Here is a 21,433-nt window from a genome sequence, read left to right as displayed (position 1 = left end):
GTACCATTCTTCGACTTTTTCTGCTTAAGAATATCGAAGCCGGTAATCTAAAATCATTTTCAAGATATGTAAAGAAAAATGACAAACTGGTGATCGATCAGCTCAGGAAATTAAGGAGAAAACAATCTGATGGGCGCTTTCCCATCCGGCGTAAGCCATTTTTCATACACCAGCCTCACGGGCTCATACTGCTGTGAGGCGAGGAACTGCTGCATCCGCAGGTTGTTGCTCAATGTATAACGTACGATCCTGCGTACGCCTTTTTGAAGGTAGATCGTTTCCAGGGCATCGTTGAGTTGACGGTAAATGCCCATACGCCGGAAGGCCGGCGCTACATATCCATCTGACACGTAGAGCGTATTGCCGGTGTAAGCTTCAATGCGGCTTTCATCCGGCTCTTCCACATATGCGAAGATGAAACCTGCTGGTTCACCGTCTTTGGTGGCCAGCAGGCAGGTACCGTCATTTTCTTCCTGAGTGGAGATGACATGCTGCATGTAATTTTCCCTTATGTCTTCCCAGACGGCTGTCTGCGGGAAAAATGCCCGTTCTGACAGGTGTAGTTGTTCCATCATGGCTGCAAGGAGCGCATAATGTTCTTTTATGCGTATAGGCGTTATTGTTATCATAACATTGGATTATTCAGGTCTGACAGGGCTGCCGGTCCAGTCGGTGCCGGGCTGCAGCTTTTCTCCTTTCATCACCAGCGACAGCGGCGCGATGTTCACATCATTACCGATTTCACTATCGTAGAGGATAATGGTGCGGGCGCCGATGCTGGCGCGTTCGCCGATTTTTATGGGACCGATTTTCATGACGCGGTCTTCAAACAGGTGTGTCTGTGGCCCGCTGTCTTCGTTGAGCGCGGCGTCGGAGCCTATTTCCACCATGTCAAATTCGGTGATGTCGGTGGTGTTGAGCCATACGCGGTGGCCTGTTTTTACGCCGAGGAAACGCAGCAGTACCGGCAGCCAGGGCGTGCCTCTGAGAAAATCGAGCAGGAACGGCACCGACAGCGCTTCGTAGGTAGAGGTGGTGCCTTCGCTGCGCCATACTTTGGAAGTCCACATCGGATGCTGTACAGCGTGGTATTTGCCTGTCAGTATCCATTTCATGAATACTGTAAAGAGGAAAGCCGGCAGGCCAAGGAAGAAGAGGTAGTAGAAAGGTATTTTGAGCAGTATCTGCCACCAGGACTGTTCGGTTACCAGGTCATGTGCGTAGGCGATGAAAAGGATGCTGCAACAAATGACCATGGTTTCCGGTATCAGGATACGGACGAATTCTACCAGTCCTCTGGCCATCTTTCTTTGGGAAGAGGGGTGGGTAGTCAGTTCCGGCGGAAAGAAGTGGCTTTCCTGGCGGCGGGGCAGTGCAATGGCGGGAGAGCCGAACCAGTCGCGTGCCGTACTGCCGGCCAGCTGCTCTTTTGTGGGAGGCGTGGACAATACGCCGATCAGCATATTGGGCGGCAGCTCGTATCCCTGTGGTATGAGGGCACTGTTACCCACAAAGCTGGTATCGTGGATGATTGTTTTTTCGAGGACCAGTTGCTGTCCGCGTACATCGGATTCACCGAGGGTAACGGCGTCGGCGATGAAGGCGCCGTGGCCGATTTCGAGCAGCGGGTGGGTGACGCTGCTGGCGGTAGACACTTCCGTGTTTTTACCGACGCGGGCGCCCAGTGCGCGGAACAGGCCGGAGATATATACTGTCGCAAAAATCGGGTGGATCACGATCAATGTAAGTGACATCAGTTGGTCGGCAAACCATTTACGGACATAAAACAGGCTGTAAATGGGATAGGTGCCGGGTTTGATGCCCCATTGCAACAGGCGGGTCAGTACGACGGTCTGCGCAGTGAACAGGATAATATAACTCAGCGCCAGCGAAGGCGTGATGACCATGTAGTTGAAGTTATAGTCCGGCGCGGCGTTGTCCAGCTGGTTGAGCGTGATGATGGTTGGCAGCAGCGGCAGCAGGATGGTGAACGGAAATACCAGCAGGAACAGGGAAAAGATAAGGCTATATTTTCTGCGGGTGGCAGCAGATACCGGCAGTGGTTGCGGCATGTCATGCATGTCTTTTTTCACTTTCAGCTGTGCGGGGCTTCCATACCATACTTCGCAGGTAGCTACCCGGTTGCCCGCAGGCAGGTAGCTGAGGTCCTGCAGTTCGCTCCAGGGTTCCATGACGGTGTCGCCGGCGATGACAGCGCTGCTGCCAATGTAAGCGTGGTCGCCGAGGTGTACGGAGCGCAGTTTGAGCCAGCCGTCTTCCACCCATGCGTTGTTGATCACGGCCTGGGAACTGATGCTGACATCGCTGCCGATGGTCACCAGGTCTTCCGCCCCGATGGTGACGGCCGCCAGTTGCGCGTCGGAAGCTATTTTAACGCCCAGCAGCCGCAGATAGGCCGGGTAGAGGGGCGTACCATTGAGGAACTGGGAAGGCATGAGGCGCTGCATGGTTTTCACCAGCCACCAACGGAAATAGTATTGTCCCCACAGTGGATAATCGCCGGCTTTCATTTTTCCGATGATCAGCCATTTGGCGCTGATGATCAGTACAGAAAACAGCGGTGGCAGCAGGCAGAACATACACAGTGCGGTGATGATGGCGTATCCCAGGCGGCCGGTTTCCTGTTCCACATAGTAGTAGCCGAGGTAAGGCAGGAATATCTGCATGGCAAACAGGCCAAAGATCGCCAGCAGGGCGATGGTTTGGGCTGTCCAGCAGGTGAGGTGCCGCCACCAGGGTACTTTGTTGAAGCTGCGTTCTTTTTTTCCGTTGTTTTGCGGCTGTATGTTCCAGGTATCTACGAGTGCCTGCAACGGGCGATGGACATAGATGTCTTTCAGCGATGCCTGTGGTACGTTGGCTTCGCGGCGTAGGCGTGATACAAACGCGGCGGCCAGCAGGGAGTGCCCGCCCAGGTCGGTGAAGAAGTCGTGCTGCAGGTGGATATCCCTGTCCGGGAATACTTTGGCCAGGATGGCCATGACCCTGTCCTGCAGGGGGGCATTAGCATCAATCGCTTCATGGGTGGCAGGCTGTGCGAAGGCTGGGGGCAACGGTAATGCTTTGCGGTTTATTTTTCCGCTGGGGAGGCGTGGCATTTCGTCCAGCCGGAGGATGGTACCGGGCACCATGTAAGGCGGCAGCACTTTTGCCAGTGCTGCACGGAATAGGCTTTCATCAAAAGTTTGTCCGTTTTCCATCGTCATGTAGCCCACCAGCTGGTCCTGTTCGTTGTTATCTTTTTTGACTGCTACTGCCGCGGAGATGACGCCGGTAACGGTATTCAGCCGGTTCTCGATTTCCCCCAGTTCGATACGGTAGCCGCGCAGTTTTATCTGGTCGTCGAGGCGGCCCTGGAAGTCGATGTTGCCATCGGGCAGGATGATGGCGGCATCGCCGGTGCGGTATACCATGTCGCCCGGTACCATGTCCATAGAGGCCGGTTTGGGAACGAATTTTTCCCGGGTAAGGTCGGGCCGGTCGATATAGCCGTTTCCAACGCCGGGACCGGTGATCACCAGCTCCCCTCTTTCCCCGAGGGGGAGAACGTTGAGTTGCTCATCCACCACTGCCATGTTGTAGTTGGGCAGGGGATGGCCAATGGTAATGGTATCGCCGGGTTTGAGGGCGGCGAAGGTGGCGCTGACGGTTGTTTCCGTAGGGCCGTAACTGTTATAAAATGTTCTTGGCGGAGTGCCCCAGCGTGCCAGTACCTGCGGGGTACAGGCTTCACCGCCGGCATTGATCAGGCGGAGGGAGGGGATATCGTCTTCCATAACGGCCAGCAGGCTGGGCACTGCATGGAGGATGGTAATTTTTTCGTTACGCAGCACGCCGCCCAGTTCATCAATGGCTTTGGCGGTAGTAGTATCTGCTACCCAGAGGGTGGCGCCGGCGAAGTAGCTGACCCATGTTTCTTCGCACCACATGTCAAACGAAACAGAGAATCCCTGGTATACCTTATCATGGGCGGTGATGCGGAGGATGGTTTGTTCTGCTCTTACCAGGTGGCATATCTGCCGGTGGGAGATGGGGATGCCTTTGGGTTTGCCGGTGCTGCCGGAGGTATACAGGACGTAGGCTATATCATCCGGGGAAGGGCCGGTGCTGAGGGAGAATGTTTCCGTCGCCGCCGGTACCGGCGGAACGGAGAGGATGGCGGCATCCAGGCGGAGGGATTCCTGACTGAAGCAGGCAGCGGCCTTTACTTCGGTGAGCACGCCTTCCACTCTCTCGGCGGGCATTTCGCGGTCCAGCGGAACATATGCTGCCCCGGCTTTTACGATGCCAAGAATAGCGGCGTGCAGTTCCAGTCCGCGTGGCCACCATACGCCTACCACACTGCCCGGGCCTATGCCGCGTGCCTGCAGCATGGCTGCCACTGCATCGCTCCAATGGTCCATTTCAGCGTAGGTGAGGGATTGGTGTTGAAAGATCAGTGCGGTATGGTGTCTATGCGCGCTGACCGACTGCCTGAAGATATCGGCCAGTGTTTCCTGATGCAACAATTCCTGAAGCCGGGGTCCTTGTACTATACTATAGCCGTTCATAATTTTGCTGCCCGTAGTGTTGATGGGGCTTGATATCACAAAGTTACAGGGTACGGTGATAGCGCTGGCTTATAATTGGCTTAAAAATACGTTATTATAGGCGAATACCGACTTAGGGTCGTTCAATAAGGCCTAACTGTCGGTGAACGGCAGCAGCCCCTCCCAGGGGCCGTTCCCACTTTTCAAAACGGTACTTATTGTTAATAATTGGACCCGGCAGAGGGGCTGCAACAGTAAGGCGTACGGCGGCAAATGGGGTGTGTAACAATAACGACTATACGAATATTGTATAACCGTACCTATCCCTTCAGCGTATGGCCGATGGCATCGAGAACATGTGTCCAGTAAGTCTTCATGGATTCGCGTTCGGCGCCATTGGCCAGCCATTCGTGATGGAAGCTGATAGTGGTTTTATCCTTTGCCGGGATCACCCGTATCTGTAGGGTGGAGGTGTCTGCCTGTCCTTTTTGCTGCCATTTCATCCGGATCACTTTTACTTCCGTGACGCTGGTAACGGTGACGGTTATACCGGAAGCGGTGGTATAGGTATCTCCTTTTTGAAAAGCGATGTTGGCCTCGTTATCCAGCCATATGCCGAGAATGGGCTGGGAGAAAAGTGTTTCCCAGGCGGCTGCCGGTGAAAGGGCGAAGGTGCGTCTTACCCCGATTTCCCATCCCTGGGAGGCGGTATGTCCGGTGGTCTTTCCAGGTGTACTCATTTTTTTTATTTAAATAAAGGTAAAAAAAATATTTTGGCTCCTTTTTAATATGTAATAAATTAATTATCACTAAATTTAACAAAGATACGGTCCTGGAAAAAACGATCCGAAATCAGAAAGCATGATGGGGGTAAAAAATTTTTTTTATTTTTATTCAGACCTGTTTATTTAGTGATCGTAGAGGATAACGATAGTATTGCAACCAAAATCTGAATCCGTAATACGTCTCGTGAAGACTGTAGCATAAAAAACCAAAATCAGAACCTTTTTTCTTAACCAGTAAACAAAAACACTAAGCGAAGTAAATCTAAATCTAACGAAACCTGCAGCAATGCTGTAGATCTATGGCCAGAAACCGTTTAAGCTAAACCGTATTTTCAAAACTCAAATGCCATCGGGTATATCATCATGGGGAACATCATGATGCTGGAGAACTATGACCAAAATCTGATCTGATCAGACTTCTTTTTAATTTATCTAAACCAAAATCTGCAATTACATGAGGAAATTATTACTCGTGGTGGCTAGTATGCTGTTTATAGCAACGACCATGCTGGCGCAATCCCACCGCACGGTTACTGGTAAAGTGACCGATGAGCAGGGATCCGCTTTGCCCGGCGTATCTGTAAGCCTGCCCGGTGGTAAAACTGGTACTGTAACAGACGCCAAAGGTGCGTTTTCCCTATCTGTTCCTTCCGATGCAAAATCATTACGCATATCCTTCGTGGGATATGAAGCTAAATCCTTACCTATTACCGGAGAGAGCCTGGGAACGATCAAACTGACGGCAGACACAAAAGCGATATCTGAAGTAGTGGTGGTGGGATATGGTACACAACGTAAAAGGGAAGTGACGGGCAACATCGCTTCTGTGAAAGGCACCGCACTTGCCAATTTGCCGGTACAAAGCTTTGAATCCGGTCTGGGTGGCCGCGCCGCCGGTGTACAGATCACCGTGCCTAACGGCGTGGTAAACAACCCGCCGGTATTCAGGATCCGGGGTGTCAACTCCCTGTCCATGAGCGCTTACCCGTTGATCGTGATTGACGGAGTGCCTACTTTCAGCGGTGACGTAGGCGCTACCAACGCTCCGTTGAATCCATTGTCCAGTATCAACCCTGCCGACATCGAATCTATTGACATCGCGAAAGACGCTGCTGCTACCGCTATCTATGGTAGCCGCGCCGCCAACGGCGTGGTGCTCGTGACTACCAAAAAAGGTAAAGCCGGCCGCCCGCGTGTGATGTATGACGGCTGGGTAGGTATGACCACCCCTAACCGTTTGCCTAAAACGCTCAACGCACAACAGTATATCGACGTTAAAAACGAAGCGCTGGCCAACGCCGGTGATACCAGGCGTTACGAGTTCAACAAAGATGCGAACGGCAATAACATCGATACCAAATGGATGGATGTGGTATACCGCGACAAAGCCATTTCCCAAAGCCATAGCCTGAGCGTAGGCGGTGGCACGGAGAATACTAGCTATTATTTTTCTGCCGGCTATACCAAACAGGAAGGTATCCTGAAAAGAAATGATTTTATCCGCAAAAATCTCATGGTGAATGTAGACCAGAAGGTGGGCAGGATTTTCTCTGTGGGCACGAAGGTTTCTTACTCCAATGAAGCCAGCCTTATCTCCGGTTCTTCCGGTTCACTGGAGGGCGAAGCTTTCAGCTCCGGCGGCCTGGCCCGCCTGGCTTTTCTCACTTCTCCGATTGTGGCGCCGTACAACAACGACGGTACTTACAATACGAATGGCGGTTCCGGTATCGGGGGCGCTAAGGGAGGCCTCAACGTGGGGATCTACAATCCCAAAATTCTGCTGGACCTCGACCACTCCAATACAGAGGCGAACCACGTACAGGGAAGCGTGTACGGTCAGCTGAGACCCTGGGAATGGCTGACTTTACGTACGCAATATGGTATCGACTATATCCTGATGAACAACGACGTATACGCCAATAACAAGAATGGCGACGGCTACAGCGCCAACGGTGACGCTACCAGCACTTATACACAGTATAAAAGATGGATGTGGACCAACACGGCGCAATTTGACAAAACATTTAACCAGCATAGCCTGAGTGTACTGCTGGGGTCTGAGCAACAGCGCGATCAGCGTGAGCGTTATGGTATCGGTCGCCAGAACCAGATGGACCCTTACTTCAATAACTCCGAAGGTGGCTGGTTGACAGACCTGAGCCGAAACATGCTGCGCCGCGAGAACTACCTGTTATCCTGGTTCTCCCGTCTGAACTATAACTACAAAGAAAAATACTTCGTGAGCGGAAGCGTGCGTCAGGACCAGTACTCAGCGTTTGGTGAAGACAAGAAGAAAGGTACTTTCTTCAGTGTGTCTGCAGGTTGGGAAATCACCAAAGAAGATTTCTGGGCCAACAGCAAACTGGCGAATGTGTTCTCTACCCTGAAGCTGCGTGGTAGCTTCGGTAAAGTGGGTAACTATGCCGGTCTGGGCGACTATGATGCGTTGTCTCTCTACAGGCCGGTGCCTTATGGTGAAAGACCCTCCCTGTACTTCAGCCAGGCAGGTAACCCCAACCTGGGATGGGAAGTAAGTAAAAAGACAGACATAGGCATCAGCTATGGTTTCCTGAATAACAGGATTACCGGTGAGTTGAGCTACTACTATAACAATATCGACGGCCTGATCCTGTTTGTGCCTCAAATCCCTTCCGCCGGTATTCCTTCTACTTCTGCTATTGCTACTATTCCTGCCAACGTAGGCAAGATGTACAATAAAGGCGTGGAGTTCAGCATCAGCGCAGCTGCTGTTACTAAAAAGGATTTTACGTGGAACACTTCATTCAACATTGCTTACAACAAAAACGAAATCACGGAGCTGGCAGGCGCCCTGGACAAAATCCCGTTTGTGACCAGTTCACTGGAACAGACGAGCGTAAACCAGGTAGGCAACCCGGCCAGTATGATTTATGTTGTTCGTACCAATGGGGTGGACCCGCAAACCGGCAGAAGGATCTTCGTTAACAAAGCGGGGGAAGAAGTATTCTATAATCCGATAGGTGCAGTGTTCTCTTATGCGGATGGCAAACAGGCTCCCGCTGTTGGCGCCAAAGACGCGGTGGCTTACAAAAATACCAATCCCAAGCTGATCGGCGGTTTTGAAAACACTTTCCGCTACAGGAGTTTTGAACTGAACGTGCTGCTGACTTATCAGACCGGTTTCTATGTTTACTATGGCAGTCTTGCCGGTATGAAGGACCAGCGTTACTGGAACAATAGTGTTGACGTGCTGGACAGGTGGAAGAATCCGGGTGATGTCAGCGAGACGCCTAAAGTAGTGTATGGCGATAACATCTCCAATGGTTCTTCTTTCGCTATCAGCGCTAATGCGTTTAAAGGAGATTTCCTTAAACTCCGTACAGTGGGACTGACTTACATACTGCCGGAGACAGCGCTTAAATCCATTCGCGTGAGCGGCGCCAGGGTATATGTAAGAGGCCAGAACCTGGCTATCCTGACCAGGTATCCCGGTCCTGACCCTGAAGTGTCTTCCAATGGTAACAACGCTTCCGGACAGGGTATCGACCGTAACACCCTGGGTAACGGCCGTACTGTGACAGTGGGTTTAAATGTTAATTTCTAAAATGATTGACGATGAATAAAATTAGTGCATATATACTGGCGTTAGGTCTTACTGCTTTTGGTACTGCCTGTCAGAAAGATCTGCTGACACCCAAGCCGACAACCGATATTCCGGACTGGGAGGCATTTACGCTGAAAGAGAGGATTGCTAACGAAGCTACCGGTTTATATACCGTGATGAAAAACGGTAAGTTCCTTGGTGGCAAAGTGCTGATCGCAAATGATGTAAGAGGAGCGGACTTTGTGAATCTGACGACCAATAACGTAACCCTGAATGCTTCCTGGAAGATGACCGCCGTTGGCGAGTCCCAGGAGATCAAGGAGATCTGGTCCCAGGGATATATGGCCATTAACAACGTGAACGTGTTTTTGGCCGGTATGGCCGCCAAGGGTAACGCCGTGGTGGGCGACTCACTGTCAAAGATATACGCCGGCGACGCCAAGTTCGTAAGAGGTCTGTCTTATTTCTCCCTGCTGCAGTTATTTGCCCGTCCTTACTGGGATGGCGCCGGCAGTAAATTAGGCCTGGTGCTTTTCTGGGAGCCGCATACCAAGCTGGGAGACTACTCCCGTGCGCGCAGCACCGTAAAAGAAACCTATGCACAGATTATCCGTGACCTGGACTCTGCAGAAACGCTGCTGCCCAAGCTGACAGCAGCTACCCGTTTCGCTGCCAATAAGGGCAATGCTTACAGTGCCATCGCCCTGAAGATGAAAGTGTACCTGCAAATGGGACAGTACGATAAGGTGCTGACAGAAGGGGCCAAGCTGATTGCCGGCTCCGGACCATTCACATCGCCTGGCGGTTACGCATTGGAGGCTGATGTAAAGAACCTGTACATCCCCAAATATGCCGGTAAAGAAGCGGTGATATACATGCCGTTTGGTGCTTCTCCCGGCGATTTTCCCGGTACGCAGACGCAGCTGGGCTATTATTACAGCCCGGCCTCTGTTGGCGGTAACGCCGAGTATGCCCTGAGTCCTGCCGGTATCATGGGAGATCCCAATTGGGTAGCGGGCGATGCGAGAAGGCAGTTTATCCTGCCGGTGGGCGCGCGTTCTTTCCTGGTGAAGTACTCCGGTCCGAGCCCTTACCTGGACTTTTCGCCGGTGCTGCGTTGGGCGGAAGTATTGCTGATACAGGCGGAAGCAAAAGTGCGTGTATCCAACACCGTAGATCCTACCGCTATTGCTTTGCTGAACGCGGTACACGGTCGCTCGGACCCGGGCACGGTGTTTACCCCTGCCAGTTTCGCCAATGCGGATAAACTGATAGAAGTTATTCTGAGAGAAAAACATATTGAGTTACTGGGAGAAGGTAACAGGGCGATGGAAATTATCCGGCTGGGTATTCCGTTCCCTGGTAAGAGCGCCACTGTGCTGGAAGTGAAGCCGACAGCACCCAACTACATCTGGCCTATTTCGTCCGATGAGCTGGTGTATAACAAGCTGGCGGTAGATAACCAGTAATACCTTATTATCCTCTAATAAACAGACAGGCACTTTCTAGTGCTGGTCCTCTTTCATAAGCAAATAAGGGCTGCCCTTCACGAGTGGGCGGCCCTTTCCTTTTTATTTGGACGAGGTGGTGTCAGCGATGGGAGTGGGCAGATTCCCAGCCGATCATCGCCTGTTTGCGGATGTCTCCCCAATGGTAGTGGCCAAATTCTCCGGTCGCTTTAATCACGCGGTGGCAGGGAATCAGGAAGGCCACCGGGTTCTGGCCTACGGCCGTACCTACCGCCCTGGACGCCTTGGGATTGTCTACTGCGGCCGCCAGTTGCTGATAGGTGGTGAGATTGCCCATGGGAATTTTCAGCAGGGCTTCCCACACTTTCAGCTGGAAGGCGGTGCCCTTCAGGTGGAGTTTTATTTCTGAAAGACGGTGTTGCTCTTTCGTGAAGATGTAGAGCGTGTTTTGCTGGATGAGGTCTGTCATCTGCGTAAACTGTGCATTGGGAAAATTGGCGACCAGTTCCTGCAGCGCCGCTTCGCGGTTGTCCGCAAAAGCCATATGACAGATGCCTTTGCTGGTGGAGGCGACGAGGATGTTGCCAAACGGGCTTTCCGCAAAGCTGTAGTTGATGTGCAAAAGTTTTCCCCCGTTTTTATATTCGCCTGGCGTCATGCTTTCTATGTTGATGAACAGGTCGTGCAGCCTGCCGGTGCCGGATAGCCCTGTTTCAAAGGCAGCGTCAAAGAGGGTTGTTTTCTCCTGTTTCAGTAGTTGTTTAGCATGATGCAATGTGAGATATTGCAGAAATTTTTTAGGTGTAACGCCCGCCCATTCACTGAACACCCGTTGAAAATGGAACGGGCTCATGTGTACAGCAGCCGCCATGTCTTTCAGTTCAGGTTGTTCCCTGTAGTTGTCGTTGATGTAAGCAATTGCCGTGGCAATTTTATCGTAATTGTTCATGGCTTTATCATTTTAAGACAAAGTTACCCCGGCGAAAATCGGTAAAAAACCCGGAACTTGCGGATATGCCATCCTGCAGTTCTTTCTTGGTGGCAGTATGCTGCTGACTAACGCATTTGCCCGTACGAAGACGGCGGAAGCCCCTTCCGCCTGTCAAAAAAAATTCTGTTACATATATAATTTTTTGTAGATTCCGTATCAGGAAGCTTTACATACTATTTAAATCGATGGTCATGAAACTGAAAAAAACATTCATGGTGGCGGCAGCGTTAACGGCGGCGGTTACCTTGTGTTCACTGGCTTTGCCGCAGGAGCCGGAGAAGCCTAAAAACCTCAAAGTCTTGCCGAAAAACATCAGCCACGATGAGCTGATTGCCACTATGCGCGGGTTTAACGCGGCGCTGGGCGTAAAGTGCGGTTACTGTCACGTTGCACAAAAAGATGATCCCAAGAAACTGGACTTCGCCAGCGATGATAATCAGCACAAAGGTATCGCGCGGGATATGATGAAAATGACGCGTCGCATCAACAAGAAGTACTTCGGAAAAGATGTGATGGCTGTGTCCTGTTACACTTGTCACCATGGTAACGAAGAACCAAAAACCAAACCAGATGAAGCTGCGGCTAAGTAAGTCCGGCCAATGACATTGCAGAAAGGGGCTTTTTCCCCGTGGAGTTAGTCCCTTTCTATGTATAAGTCGTTGAATAATAGTGTTTTTTACCCGCTTGATTTCCACATATATCCATTATCCGTGCCCTGAGGGTTTTGCTGACAGGAAAATCCGTATCTTTACGTTTGTTATGTTGAGTTCAAAGCATAAAGCACTCTCCCGAATCTTTCTTTACTGCTCTCCTCAATGCTGAACGCCGGCCATAAAAGAGGCGTTTAATTTTATTACTGAAGATTATAAACACAATATGCTATTTGAGCAACTAGGGTTAATTGAGCCCATTTTAAAAGCAATTAAAAAAGAAGGTTACACCCAACCTACCCCCATACAAGTACAATCCATTCCGATCGTTTTAACAGGGAAAGACCTGTTGGGATGTGCACAGACCGGCACCGGTAAAACCGCCGCTTTCGCTATTCCCATCCTGCAGCAGTTGTATAATACCCGCTCCGGAGTACAAGGCGGGTATAAACATATCCGTGCACTGGTGCTGACACCTACCCGTGAACTGGCGACACAGATCGATGAAAGTTTTGAAGCGTATGGCCGGTTTACCGGGTTAAAACACGACGTGATATTCGGTGGCGTGCCTCAGCACCGGCAGACCATCGCGCTGCGCAACGGCACAGACGTGCTGATTGCGACGCCAGGCCGCCTGCTGGACCTGATGAACCAGGGGTATATTTACCTGGACCACCTCGAAATATTCGTGCTGGATGAAGCAGACCGCATGCTGGACATGGGTTTCATCAACGATATCAAGAAAGTGGTGCGTGAGCTGCCACAACAGCGCCAGACGCTGTTTTTCTCCGCTACCATGCCTCCCAATATTGCGAAGCTGGCCAACTCACTGTTGTACAAGCCGGAGAAAGTAGAGATCACGCCGGTGTCCACTACCGCTGAAAGGGTAGAGCAGTGTGTATTCTTCGTGAAGAAAAAAGACAAACAACAACTGCTGGACCACATCCTGCAGGATAAAAGCATCAAACGCACCATCGTTTTTACGCAGACCAAACACGGCGCAGACCGTATCGCCAAGAACCTGCGTAAGCGTAATATCAATGCAGACGCCCTGCATGGCGACAAGTCGCAGGCGTCCCGCCAGAACACGCTGGCCAATTTCAAGAATGGTCGTTTACGCGTGCTCGTTGCCACTGACATTGCTGCCAGAGGTATCGACGTGGAAGCGCTGGAACATGTGATCAACTATGATCTGCCCAACGTATCGGAAACTTATGTACACCGTATCGGCCGTACGGGCCGTGCAGGCGCTACCGGTTACGCGCTTTCTTTCTGCGCCACCGAAGAACGTCCCTTCCTGAACAGCATCAACAAACTGACCAAACAGAAGATCCCTTCCGTGCGTCATCCGTTTGAAGAATCTGCGCTGATAGAGGCCAATAATGCCGATCCGGACGCACCGAAAGCAGAACCGAGAAGGCCCAAACCACGTAACCGTAACCGTTATGGCCGTAAAGACAGGGTGGATAAACGTGATCAGAAAATAGATTTTTAATATCCGGGCCCCCGGGCTGAAGTCCGGGGCTATGATATGTTTTCAGGCTGTTTTATGGACGGCTGACACTGGGCTTTTTAAGCCCTTTTTTTGTGCCTTTTTAGCCCGAAGCTGATACTTTTAAAGTTCCTTTTGCCTCTCCTGCCGGGGAGCATTGAGGACGGTTTTTTTCGGCTGATTGCTCTCAGGCATGGTCGTGAGGATCATGCCGGCGGGAGAATTTGAATCTGTCTTTGATGTACTGGTTGAAGAAAATGCCTTTAGACTTCGTTTTTTTCATTTCCTCATACAGGGATTCCGGTACGGCTTCGTAGTCGTATACAGCCCCTGAAACAAACACAATCCGCAGTACAGCATGCAGGGCGTCGTAATGATATGTACGGATGACAGACGACGGCATGGTTTTTCCTGTTTTCCCATTTTCCAGGTCTCAATTATCATACCCGGTAGAAAATAATTTACCGGAAACGGGAGGAAAGGCTAACTTTATACTATGGCAAAAATGCCTTGTTGGAAGTTAATATTGCCATTATCATATATATCCAGAATTATATGCGTATTGCTATTCTCGATTATGAAAATGCTGTTCCGTCCAGCGTGGCGGGCCCGGCAGACATCCTGGCCGCCATGGCGCGGACAGCGCCGTTGCTGACAGGCAGTCCTGTCAGCGTACGGTTTGAGATAGACTTTGTGAAAGAGAAGGATGGCCAGCTCTGGCGGAAAGCCATGGGAACGGCTGTGCCCACCAAATTACCCAAAGAGGAAGTGTACGACCTGGTGATCGTACCGGCCATGGAGTCGGACAAGATACTGCCGGTGGTGCAACAGGAGCGGCGGCTGATTGACTGGCTGCGGCAACAGCACCTGCAGCGGGCTGAACTGGCCAGTATCTGCGTAGGGGCATTTTTGTTGGGGGCTACCGGTTTACTGAACGGAAAAGTAGCCACCACCCACTGGCTGTTTGCCGACCGTTTCCGGGCACTGTACCCGGAAGTGGAGGTGCAGGACGATAAAATAATTGTTGACCAGGGAAGCATTTATACCTGTGGTGGTGCTTTCAGCTTCACCACCTTTATGATGTACCTCGTGGAGAAATTCTGCGGGCATGAAGCGGCCATCATCACTTCCAAGATATTGATGATCAATATGCACCAGCAGCCGCAGGACGCCTTCTCTATTTTCAGGCTGCAGCATGATCACACCGATGACGTGATCGGTAAAGCGCAGCAGTTCATCGAAAAAAACTATGCAGACGCCATCAGCGTCGAGGCGCTGGCAGCCCAATATAATATGAGCATCCGGCATTTTATCCGCCGGTTTGAGCAGGCCACCGGCAATACGCCGCTGGCCTACCTGCAAAGGGTGCGTATCGAAGCTGCCAAAAAAATGCTGGAGAGCAGCCGGGAGGGCGTAGAACAAATCGCTTTCCGGTGTGGTTATGAAGATATGAGCTTCTTTCGCAAGATATTCAAGCGGTACGTGGCCATGACACCCAAGGCCTACAAGGAGAAATACGGCCAGAACGGCCTGCGGCTGGTAACAGCCGGTATGGCCTCCTGAGCGGATATTTTGTCTGCCGCCGCGAATATTAACCGGCCGTCTGCGAATATTACCCCGGCCAAAAACGAATCACCTCACTTCTTAATTTTGTTCCTGTTAGCAATCGTTATCGCTTACAAGGGGACACGGATATACGAATATGATCAAACTGTTCAGAGCACATAAATTATTACTTCCCTTGTTTGTTGCCCTTTATTGGTGCGCCGGTTGCGGGACGCCGGACCAAAAGACGGCTCCCGACAATACCGGTGCATCCGATAAAAACTATGTTTCCTTCATCCTTTCCGGCGATACGGCTAAAACAAAGCCGTATACGGACAGCCTTCGCGCACAGCTGGCGCGCCTGGATTCCACGCCCGATAAAGCTGTTAACCCCTGGTACCATTATCTGCATGGTAACCTGTATACACTGGAAAAGAAATATGACAGTGCCTCGCTCTCCTTCCGCCAAGTAGTGCCGGCCTCCAGGCAGACAGACCTGCAGACGTTAAAGGACTTCGCCACACTGAACCGTGCGCTGTCCGGCTCCGATATTGCTCAGGCTGATCTTGTAACCCGTATCCTGGAGGCCGTAAAAAAGGCAGAACAACATCAAAGTGTATTCACCTACCGGCTGTACGACCTGCTGGCAAAATCCTATTACAATAATCAGAATGTAGCCAAGGCAGTGGAGTACACGCAGCAGTATTACAACCACCATCCATTCCGTACCCATCCGAATATCCGTCAGCGTTATTTTGACATAGCCTTTATGCTCTCCGCACGGCAGCTTAATACCGCCGCTATGGAGCGGTTCCTGGACAGCGCCCGTCAGCTGGCACTGCAGATAGACGACACACTCGCGCTCGCCCGTACCTTTGACTATGAATCGCAGCTTTATTCTGCCCGGAAAGAGTTCGGTAAAGCCGTCGCCCCCGAACGGCGCTATTTCAGTTACCTGCAGTCGCAGCAGAAGTTGCACCTGCAGGCATTTAATAATATGGCGACCACGTTTGTACGCAATCAACAGACAGATTCTGCTATCTATTATTATAAAGCCGCTATTTTATGGGCAGGGCGTCAGCCGGAGAAAATGAACCTGCTGGTGGAATACCAGGGACTACATGAAGCCTACAAACAAAAAGGTGATTACAAAAATGCACTGGAAGCTTTACATGCGGCTTTCAACATCTTTGGCCGGAACATGCAGGTCATCGAAGCTTCCAGGATAGAAGAGCTGCACACCCAATACCAGACTGAGAAAAAGGACCAGGCGATAGCAGCGTTGCAGATGAACAATGAACTGAATAAAAAAGTCATTTCCCAGCAACGCTGGATTTTCGTAGGTGTCTGTACGTTATTGGCCATTGTTGCGTTTTATGTATACAATATTTACCGGCAGAAACTTCTCCGTGAGAAAAACGAAAGATTGTCCATCGAAAACAAACGACTGCTGCTGGAACAGAAGACACGCCAGATGCAGCTGAACCCTCACTTTATCTACAATGCCATTGCCAATATGCAAGGGCTGATCAGCACGGATAAAAAGCGGGAAGCCAACGCTTACCTGGTATCTTTCTCCAAACTGATGCGCAATGTACTGGAACTAAACCGACATGACCTGATTCCTTTGGAAGACGAAATCAGTTCACTGAAAAATTACATCGAGCTACAGCAGATGCGTTTTGAACACGCATTTTCCTATAGCATTGATACAGCCGATACAGATATATCGTCTATCCTGATACCGCCCATGCTGGTGCAGCCGTTTGTGGAAAACTCCATTGAGCACGGCTTTAAGTCTATCGATTACCGCGGTGTGCTGACCATCACCTTTCGCCAGGAGCAGCAGCGGCTCGTGATTTGTATCGATGATAACGGCGCGGGAGAACAGGAAAAGACACACGGTCCGCGCGAGAAAAAATCTTTGTCACGTATCATCACCCAGGAAAGGCTGGACCTCCTATTCAACAAAACGGCCCGCGAAGCGTACTTTGAAGCACAGCCCAAAACGGAAGGGCAGGGCTTCAGAGCGACCATCTATCTGCCTTTATTAATAGATTAAAACCAAGTCCGATGACTGTTTATATACTTGAAGACGAAATCAATATCCTGAAACATCTCATGGCGCTGGTGAATGAGATTCCCTACCTGCAGGTGGTGGGCTATTCCGGGGAAATAGCAAAGGCACAGGAAGAAATACCTGCGCTGCAGCCGGAGCTGATTCTGGCAGACATACAATTGAAAGACGGTAACAGCTTCACCTTGTTTAGCCGCATTGACGTTACCGCCAGCCAGATCATTTTTATTACCGCCTACGACCAGTATGCGTTACAGGCGTTGAACCTCGGCGCTTTCGCGTATCTGCTGAAACCGATCGAGACAACTGTTTTTGAAGAAGCTGTGGACCGTTGTTTCAAAAAAAGCGAGCAACAGAAATTTAACCAGCATCAGCTGGAGATCGCCGCCAATCACTATAAAGGAGGAACGCGTCCGCGCCGCGTGGCGCTCAGGAGCGCAGAATATACACAGATCATCGATATAGAGGATATCCTGTATTGTAAGAGTGACCGGGGCTATACGACTTTTTATCTGAAAAACGGCAGTTCCATCCTGGTTTCCAAAGTATTGAAAGAGTATGAAGCGCTGCTGCCGGAAGAAACGTTTATCCGTTGCCATCAGTCTTATCTTGTGAATGGTAACTACGTCAGCAAATATTATAAGGAAGGTTATCTTGAAATGTTTAACGGTGAAACGGTACCGGTGTCTGACCGTAAGAGAGAGGTGGTACTCAGTTTTATCGATAAAATATAAATGCGGATATTTCTCTGCAGCCTACAGATGTTGACCCGCCGTGTGCGGAAATTAATTTGCCCCAAAGTATGCAACGGTCCTGGGTTAACTTTAATCACTGAAAACCGTATTTCAGAAAAAACAGTGATTCCATGACACAAATAGCAGGAAAAAGAATCATAGGACTGTTGCTGGTGTTGGTATTGATGGGATGTTACGCCGGCTATGAGCTATTGCTGAAACCAACGCTCAGCGGCTCAACGTTGATTGATAACCCGACGGGCCGGGACATAACTGTTGCGATTGACCAGAAACAGTATGTCGTTCCGGCGCGTTCCTTTTTAAGGGTGGCGTTGACGGAAGGTGTACATGATATCAGCTGTGAGGCGCTGGGTATGCCCCCGCAGGAGCTGAATATGGAACTGACCTCTTATGGAGTGATTAACCCTTCGCGGTCCAAATATGTTATCTATAATACCATCTATACCAGGAAAAACCTCAGCTCCCGGTTCAAGCCCTATGCGGTGGAAGGCCGGGAAGTTTATTCTTTGCTGGGGGAGCCGGAAGTAACGAATGCTTTGTTTATTCCCGACCGTACCCTCGGCAAAGGTAATCTGGACGTAGCGGCGCCGTCCCTGAAAAGTTATCAGCAGGTGAACCAGGACTATGCCTACCTTACCCGGATTTTCCGTTTGGGGGATTTTTTTGAGTATTGTAATCAAAACAATTTATGAACAGCATATTCTACTTTCTTTGTATACTGACTACCATCACGCTATCTTTATTTATGAATAATGACGCCTCTGCACAGTCTCTCGCCGGCCGCTATGGCGGTGTTCAGGACGGGTTCTGTCTTTTCGATAACGGCCGTTTTTTCCTGTATGGTTATGCCACACTGGTGCCCGGGACTTATCATGTGGAAAAAGACCATATCCGGTTTGTTCCCGATAAACCAGCCAATACTTTTATTGTATTCGCCAGAGAAAATAAGGCGCTGCAAGACAGTGTACGGATGTATTTCAACGGATTTGAACGGGGAAAAACGTTTATTCAGTTTAATGATGGCAAAACGCGCCGTGTGTTCAATGAAGACGCAAACTGTTTTAAGCCTCCTTACATTTATGAAGCTGCTGCTGTTCCTTCACAGATCATATTTTCCCATGTGGATAGTGACTTTGGGATAGAAAAGATGGACCACAACACAGAGATCTATTCTCCCGAAAAAAAATACAATGATTTTGTATTCCTCTACCAGAAGCCTAACCGTTACCAGGAGCCGTTTGTAGGTGTTGTCACCAAAGAAGAAGGGGAGACGGTGCTGCGGACAAGTCTTACAGGAAGCAGGGGGCTTCTTCATCAGCCCAACGATAAGGAAGTAGAGGAAATGAAGGCTTACCTGGGTGACGACAAGAAAAAAGAAGAGAAGGAAGACGTGCTGTATGCTAACCGGTTTTATAAGTTGCTGACAGAAATAGATACTGCTGAATACACCTATAATGCCGCAGCGGGACAATATACAGCGCATGATACACCGCAGGATAAACTTGTTACTGAATACAACGATGTAAGCGTCCTGTATAAATACATGTTGCTGGGTCCGGCTTCCAAAGAAAAAAGAGCGCCTGGAAAAGTGCAGCTCCCACCGGTGTTTTATACCGCCTGTGGCGATCCGGAAAACTCCTACCGGTATAAACCGCTCGACGAGCCTTCCACGCCGCCGGATGGACCTTTACCCACTACTACTGCGCCGGTACAGATAAAATAAGTATGATGACAGCTATCAAAGAAAAGGAATTCCGGTTTCAGGGGCTTGACCTGAAGACAGAGATACGGCTGGGGTTTGCATTGCTGCCAATCCTGGTTGTTGTGCTGCTGGGATTGTTTTATCTCCTCAACGTATTTTTACCGGTCAATCCGCTACAAGTGCCGCGTGGCCTGATTATTCCCGCGATACTGGGTATCAGTATCCTTTCCATGTACTGGCTGGCGAAGCTGGTCCGTGACAAGACCTGGACCGTGCGGGTAAATGCTGAGCGTTTGCTGATCCGGTTTCGGAAACAAGAATTTGATATTCCACTGGAGAGCATCCGGGAAATAAATAATATGGGCAGTGCCGATTTTCGTTACCTTACTTTCTATACCAAAACGGGGCTGTCTGTCCGGATGCGGGTCGGCATCGGCGCTATGACGCCTTTTTCCAGAAAGGAAGACCTACAGACCGTAGACGAGATGATGTCCTGTCTGAAACCTTACATCGATAAACACTTCAACAAAAAAGACCTTCGGAATAAAATTCATCAGAACCTTTTTCCGCATTATGGCGTATATCTTGTCAAGACCGAACCCCTCACCTATAAATGGTTGGAAAAAAGAACGCCGGGGCAGGTGATGCTGATTTTTCTGGGCGCTGGCGTCATTATCCTTGTGCTGTTGTTGCAGGTGTTGTTTTATTACATAGACCACAAGTCCTGATGGAAAAAAAATTTCCTGTAGAATATTGGCTGGTAGCGAAGCCGAAGCGAAAGCTGCTGATAGCATTTGCCATCTTCCTGCCGTTGTTTGCGTTGTATGCCATTTGGGTGCATTCGTATGAAAGTGCGCTGATGGCTCTCCGTATACCGGGATTGGTCAGGATGGTGGTATTGTTACTGCCTTTTGTAGGGGTGATGTTGGCGATCGGTCATTATTTAGGTGGCATGTGGTATCGGTGTGAGCAACTGATATTTACTACAGATAGCCTGTTGTTTGTTCGCCGTGGCAAGGAGGTGGTATTTAGGCGGAAAAACATTACCCGGTTTAAAATCACGGAGCAGACAGATAAAGGTATTATCACCAGCTACTTTTTTACTGCAAATGGCATTAACTATTCTGTTTACACCAGTGGTACCGCTGTGATGCATGATTTTATTCACCAGGCATTTGTGCATTTTTTTTCGCTGGATAGCCGAGTGCCGGTAGTGGCTGGCGCACGTGGAGTAGAGGTACGGGAATATCTGTTAAGGTAAACAAGGTAAAAAACTGAACAGGAAAGAATTCCCTAACGAAGTATCCCGTTCATACGACACTTGCTTATCTTCAATAATTATGTTTTTATAGATAACAACAGCAGGGCAAAAGGGCGCAACAGGATGGCTGTGGATCTGCCCCCGGATTGCTCCGTTGCAGACTGCCTGCGTCCTGCCATTAGACGACCGCGGATATCACCGCGAGCAGGATTTGAACCTGCACATCAAGCCTGAATCGAAGTAGCCCGTCGCTACGGCACCCGCCGTTGTTATATCAGGGTAACAAGTCGAATAGGAATTTTCGTTTGGAGTGAAGTAGCCCATTCATACGACACCTGACAGATGTTGATGTTGCCCGGACAGGGATCGAACCTGCATTTTCATTGCTGAACAGTATGGCTGTAAATACGCTTCCCTACTGGTATTCAAACGTTCGGTGCACTGTAAATTCTGATCATGACAGGGCGTGCCCGTCACGATATGTTCCATACACTCCGCGGTGACGTAATTTTACCGCAGCTTTGTCCTTTTAAGCTACCGGGCCGGTAGTGCAGCGCGCCCTTTCAGCGCGCT

The 21,433-nt window shown here is 50.2% G+C and carries 16 protein-coding genes; 11 read left to right on the top strand and 5 right to left on the bottom strand.

Annotated elements, in window-relative coordinates:
• Positions 1–110: 110 nt before the first annotated feature.
• From B5D63_RS10235 to B5D63_RS10225, 3 genes are all read right to left on the bottom strand, one after another.
• Positions 111–629 carry a GNAT family N-acetyltransferase gene (locus B5D63_RS10235; protein WP_078668724.1) on the bottom strand — a complete coding sequence of 173 codons (519 nt, stop codon included), beginning with the start codon at positions 627–629 and terminating at the stop codon, positions 111–113.
• 9 nt (positions 630–638) lie between these two features.
• Positions 639–4,571 (bottom strand): Pls/PosA family non-ribosomal peptide synthetase, encoded by a 3,933-nt coding sequence (locus tag B5D63_RS10230; RefSeq protein ID WP_078668723.1) that lies wholly within the window; start codon positions 4,569–4,571, stop codon positions 639–641.
• A 299-nt stretch (positions 4,572–4,870) separates the two neighbouring features.
• Positions 4,871–5,290 (bottom strand): SRPBCC domain-containing protein, encoded by a 420-nt coding sequence (locus B5D63_RS10225; RefSeq protein WP_078668722.1) that lies wholly within the window; start codon positions 5,288–5,290, stop codon positions 4,871–4,873.
• A gap of 499 nt (positions 5,291–5,789) precedes the next feature.
• On the opposite strand from B5D63_RS10225, the gene B5D63_RS10220 reads away from it, so the two are divergent.
• Together B5D63_RS10220 and B5D63_RS10215 are read left to right on the top strand one after the other, a co-directional pair.
• Positions 5,790–8,918 (top strand): SusC/RagA family TonB-linked outer membrane protein, encoded by a 3,129-nt coding sequence (locus B5D63_RS10220; RefSeq protein ID WP_078668721.1) that lies wholly within the window; start codon positions 5,790–5,792, stop codon positions 8,916–8,918.
• 11 nt (positions 8,919–8,929) lie between these two features.
• A complete protein-coding gene (locus B5D63_RS10215; RefSeq protein ID WP_078668720.1) occupies positions 8,930–10,387 on the top strand; it encodes a RagB/SusD family nutrient uptake outer membrane protein in 1,458 nt (485 codons plus the stop codon).
• A 121-nt stretch (positions 10,388–10,508) separates the two neighbouring features.
• On the opposite strand, the gene B5D63_RS10210 is transcribed toward B5D63_RS10215, so the two are convergent.
• On the bottom strand, positions 10,509–11,336 hold the full coding sequence (locus B5D63_RS10210) for a methylated-DNA--[protein]-cysteine S-methyltransferase (protein WP_078668719.1): 828 nt from the start codon (positions 11,334–11,336) through the stop codon (positions 10,509–10,511).
• Between the two features lie 233 nt (positions 11,337–11,569).
• Between B5D63_RS10210 and B5D63_RS10205 the strand changes: the two genes are divergently transcribed.
• A complete protein-coding gene (locus B5D63_RS10205) occupies positions 11,570–11,968 on the top strand; it encodes a c-type cytochrome (RefSeq protein WP_078668718.1) in 399 nt (132 codons plus the stop codon).
• 286 nt (positions 11,969–12,254) lie between these two features.
• The gene (locus B5D63_RS10200) at positions 12,255–13,523 is read left to right on the top strand and encodes a DEAD/DEAH box helicase (RefSeq protein WP_078668717.1); all 1,269 of its coding nucleotides are present in this window, start codon (positions 12,255–12,257) and stop codon (positions 13,521–13,523) included.
• Positions 13,524–13,707: 184 nt separating this feature from the next.
• Here the strand turns inward: B5D63_RS10200 and B5D63_RS10195 are convergent, their stop codons facing one another.
• On the bottom strand, positions 13,708–13,923 hold the full coding sequence (locus tag B5D63_RS10195) for a KTSC domain-containing protein (RefSeq protein ID WP_078668716.1): 216 nt from the start codon (positions 13,921–13,923) through the stop codon (positions 13,708–13,710).
• 152 nt (positions 13,924–14,075) lie between these two features.
• Here B5D63_RS10195 and B5D63_RS10190 point away from each other — a divergent pair, with 152 nt between their 5' ends.
• The 7 genes from B5D63_RS10190 to B5D63_RS10160 all read left to right on the top strand — a co-directional run bounded on the left by B5D63_RS10190 (position 14,076) and on the right by B5D63_RS10160 (position 20,860).
• Positions 14,076–15,083, top strand: a complete 1,008-nt coding sequence (locus tag B5D63_RS10190; RefSeq protein ID WP_143312865.1) for a GlxA family transcriptional regulator — start codon at positions 14,076–14,078, stop codon at positions 15,081–15,083.
• Between the two features lie 178 nt (positions 15,084–15,261).
• Entirely contained in the window at positions 15,262–17,127 is a 1,866-nt protein-coding gene (locus B5D63_RS10185) for a tetratricopeptide repeat-containing sensor histidine kinase (protein WP_159455974.1), read from the top strand.
• 11 nt (positions 17,128–17,138) lie between these two features.
• A complete protein-coding gene (locus B5D63_RS10180; RefSeq protein WP_078668713.1) occupies positions 17,139–17,876 on the top strand; it encodes a LytR/AlgR family response regulator transcription factor in 738 nt (245 codons plus the stop codon).
• 131 nt (positions 17,877–18,007) lie between these two features.
• Positions 18,008–18,589, top strand: a complete 582-nt coding sequence (locus B5D63_RS10175; protein ID WP_078668712.1) for a hypothetical protein — start codon at positions 18,008–18,010, stop codon at positions 18,587–18,589.
• On the top strand, positions 18,586–19,620 hold the full coding sequence (locus B5D63_RS10170; RefSeq protein ID WP_078668711.1) for a hypothetical protein: 1,035 nt from the start codon (positions 18,586–18,588) through the stop codon (positions 19,618–19,620). The genes B5D63_RS10175 and B5D63_RS10170 overlap by 4 nt, the downstream gene beginning before the upstream one ends.
• A gap of 2 nt (positions 19,621–19,622) precedes the next feature.
• A complete protein-coding gene (locus B5D63_RS10165) occupies positions 19,623–20,327 on the top strand; it encodes a hypothetical protein (protein WP_078668710.1) in 705 nt (234 codons plus the stop codon).
• On the top strand, positions 20,327–20,860 hold the full coding sequence (locus B5D63_RS10160; RefSeq protein ID WP_078668709.1) for a hypothetical protein: 534 nt from the start codon (positions 20,327–20,329) through the stop codon (positions 20,858–20,860). Before B5D63_RS10165 ends, B5D63_RS10160 begins: the two co-directional genes overlap by 1 nt.
• Positions 20,861–21,433: the final 573 nt, after the last annotated feature.

This window comes from Chitinophaga eiseniae (assembly GCF_900167135.1).
GTDB classification, from domain to species: Bacteria; Bacteroidota; Bacteroidia; order Chitinophagales; family Chitinophagaceae; genus Chitinophaga; species Chitinophaga eiseniae.
Note: the sequence above shows the minus strand (reverse complement) of the source record. Positions and strands in the feature narration are given on the sequence as shown.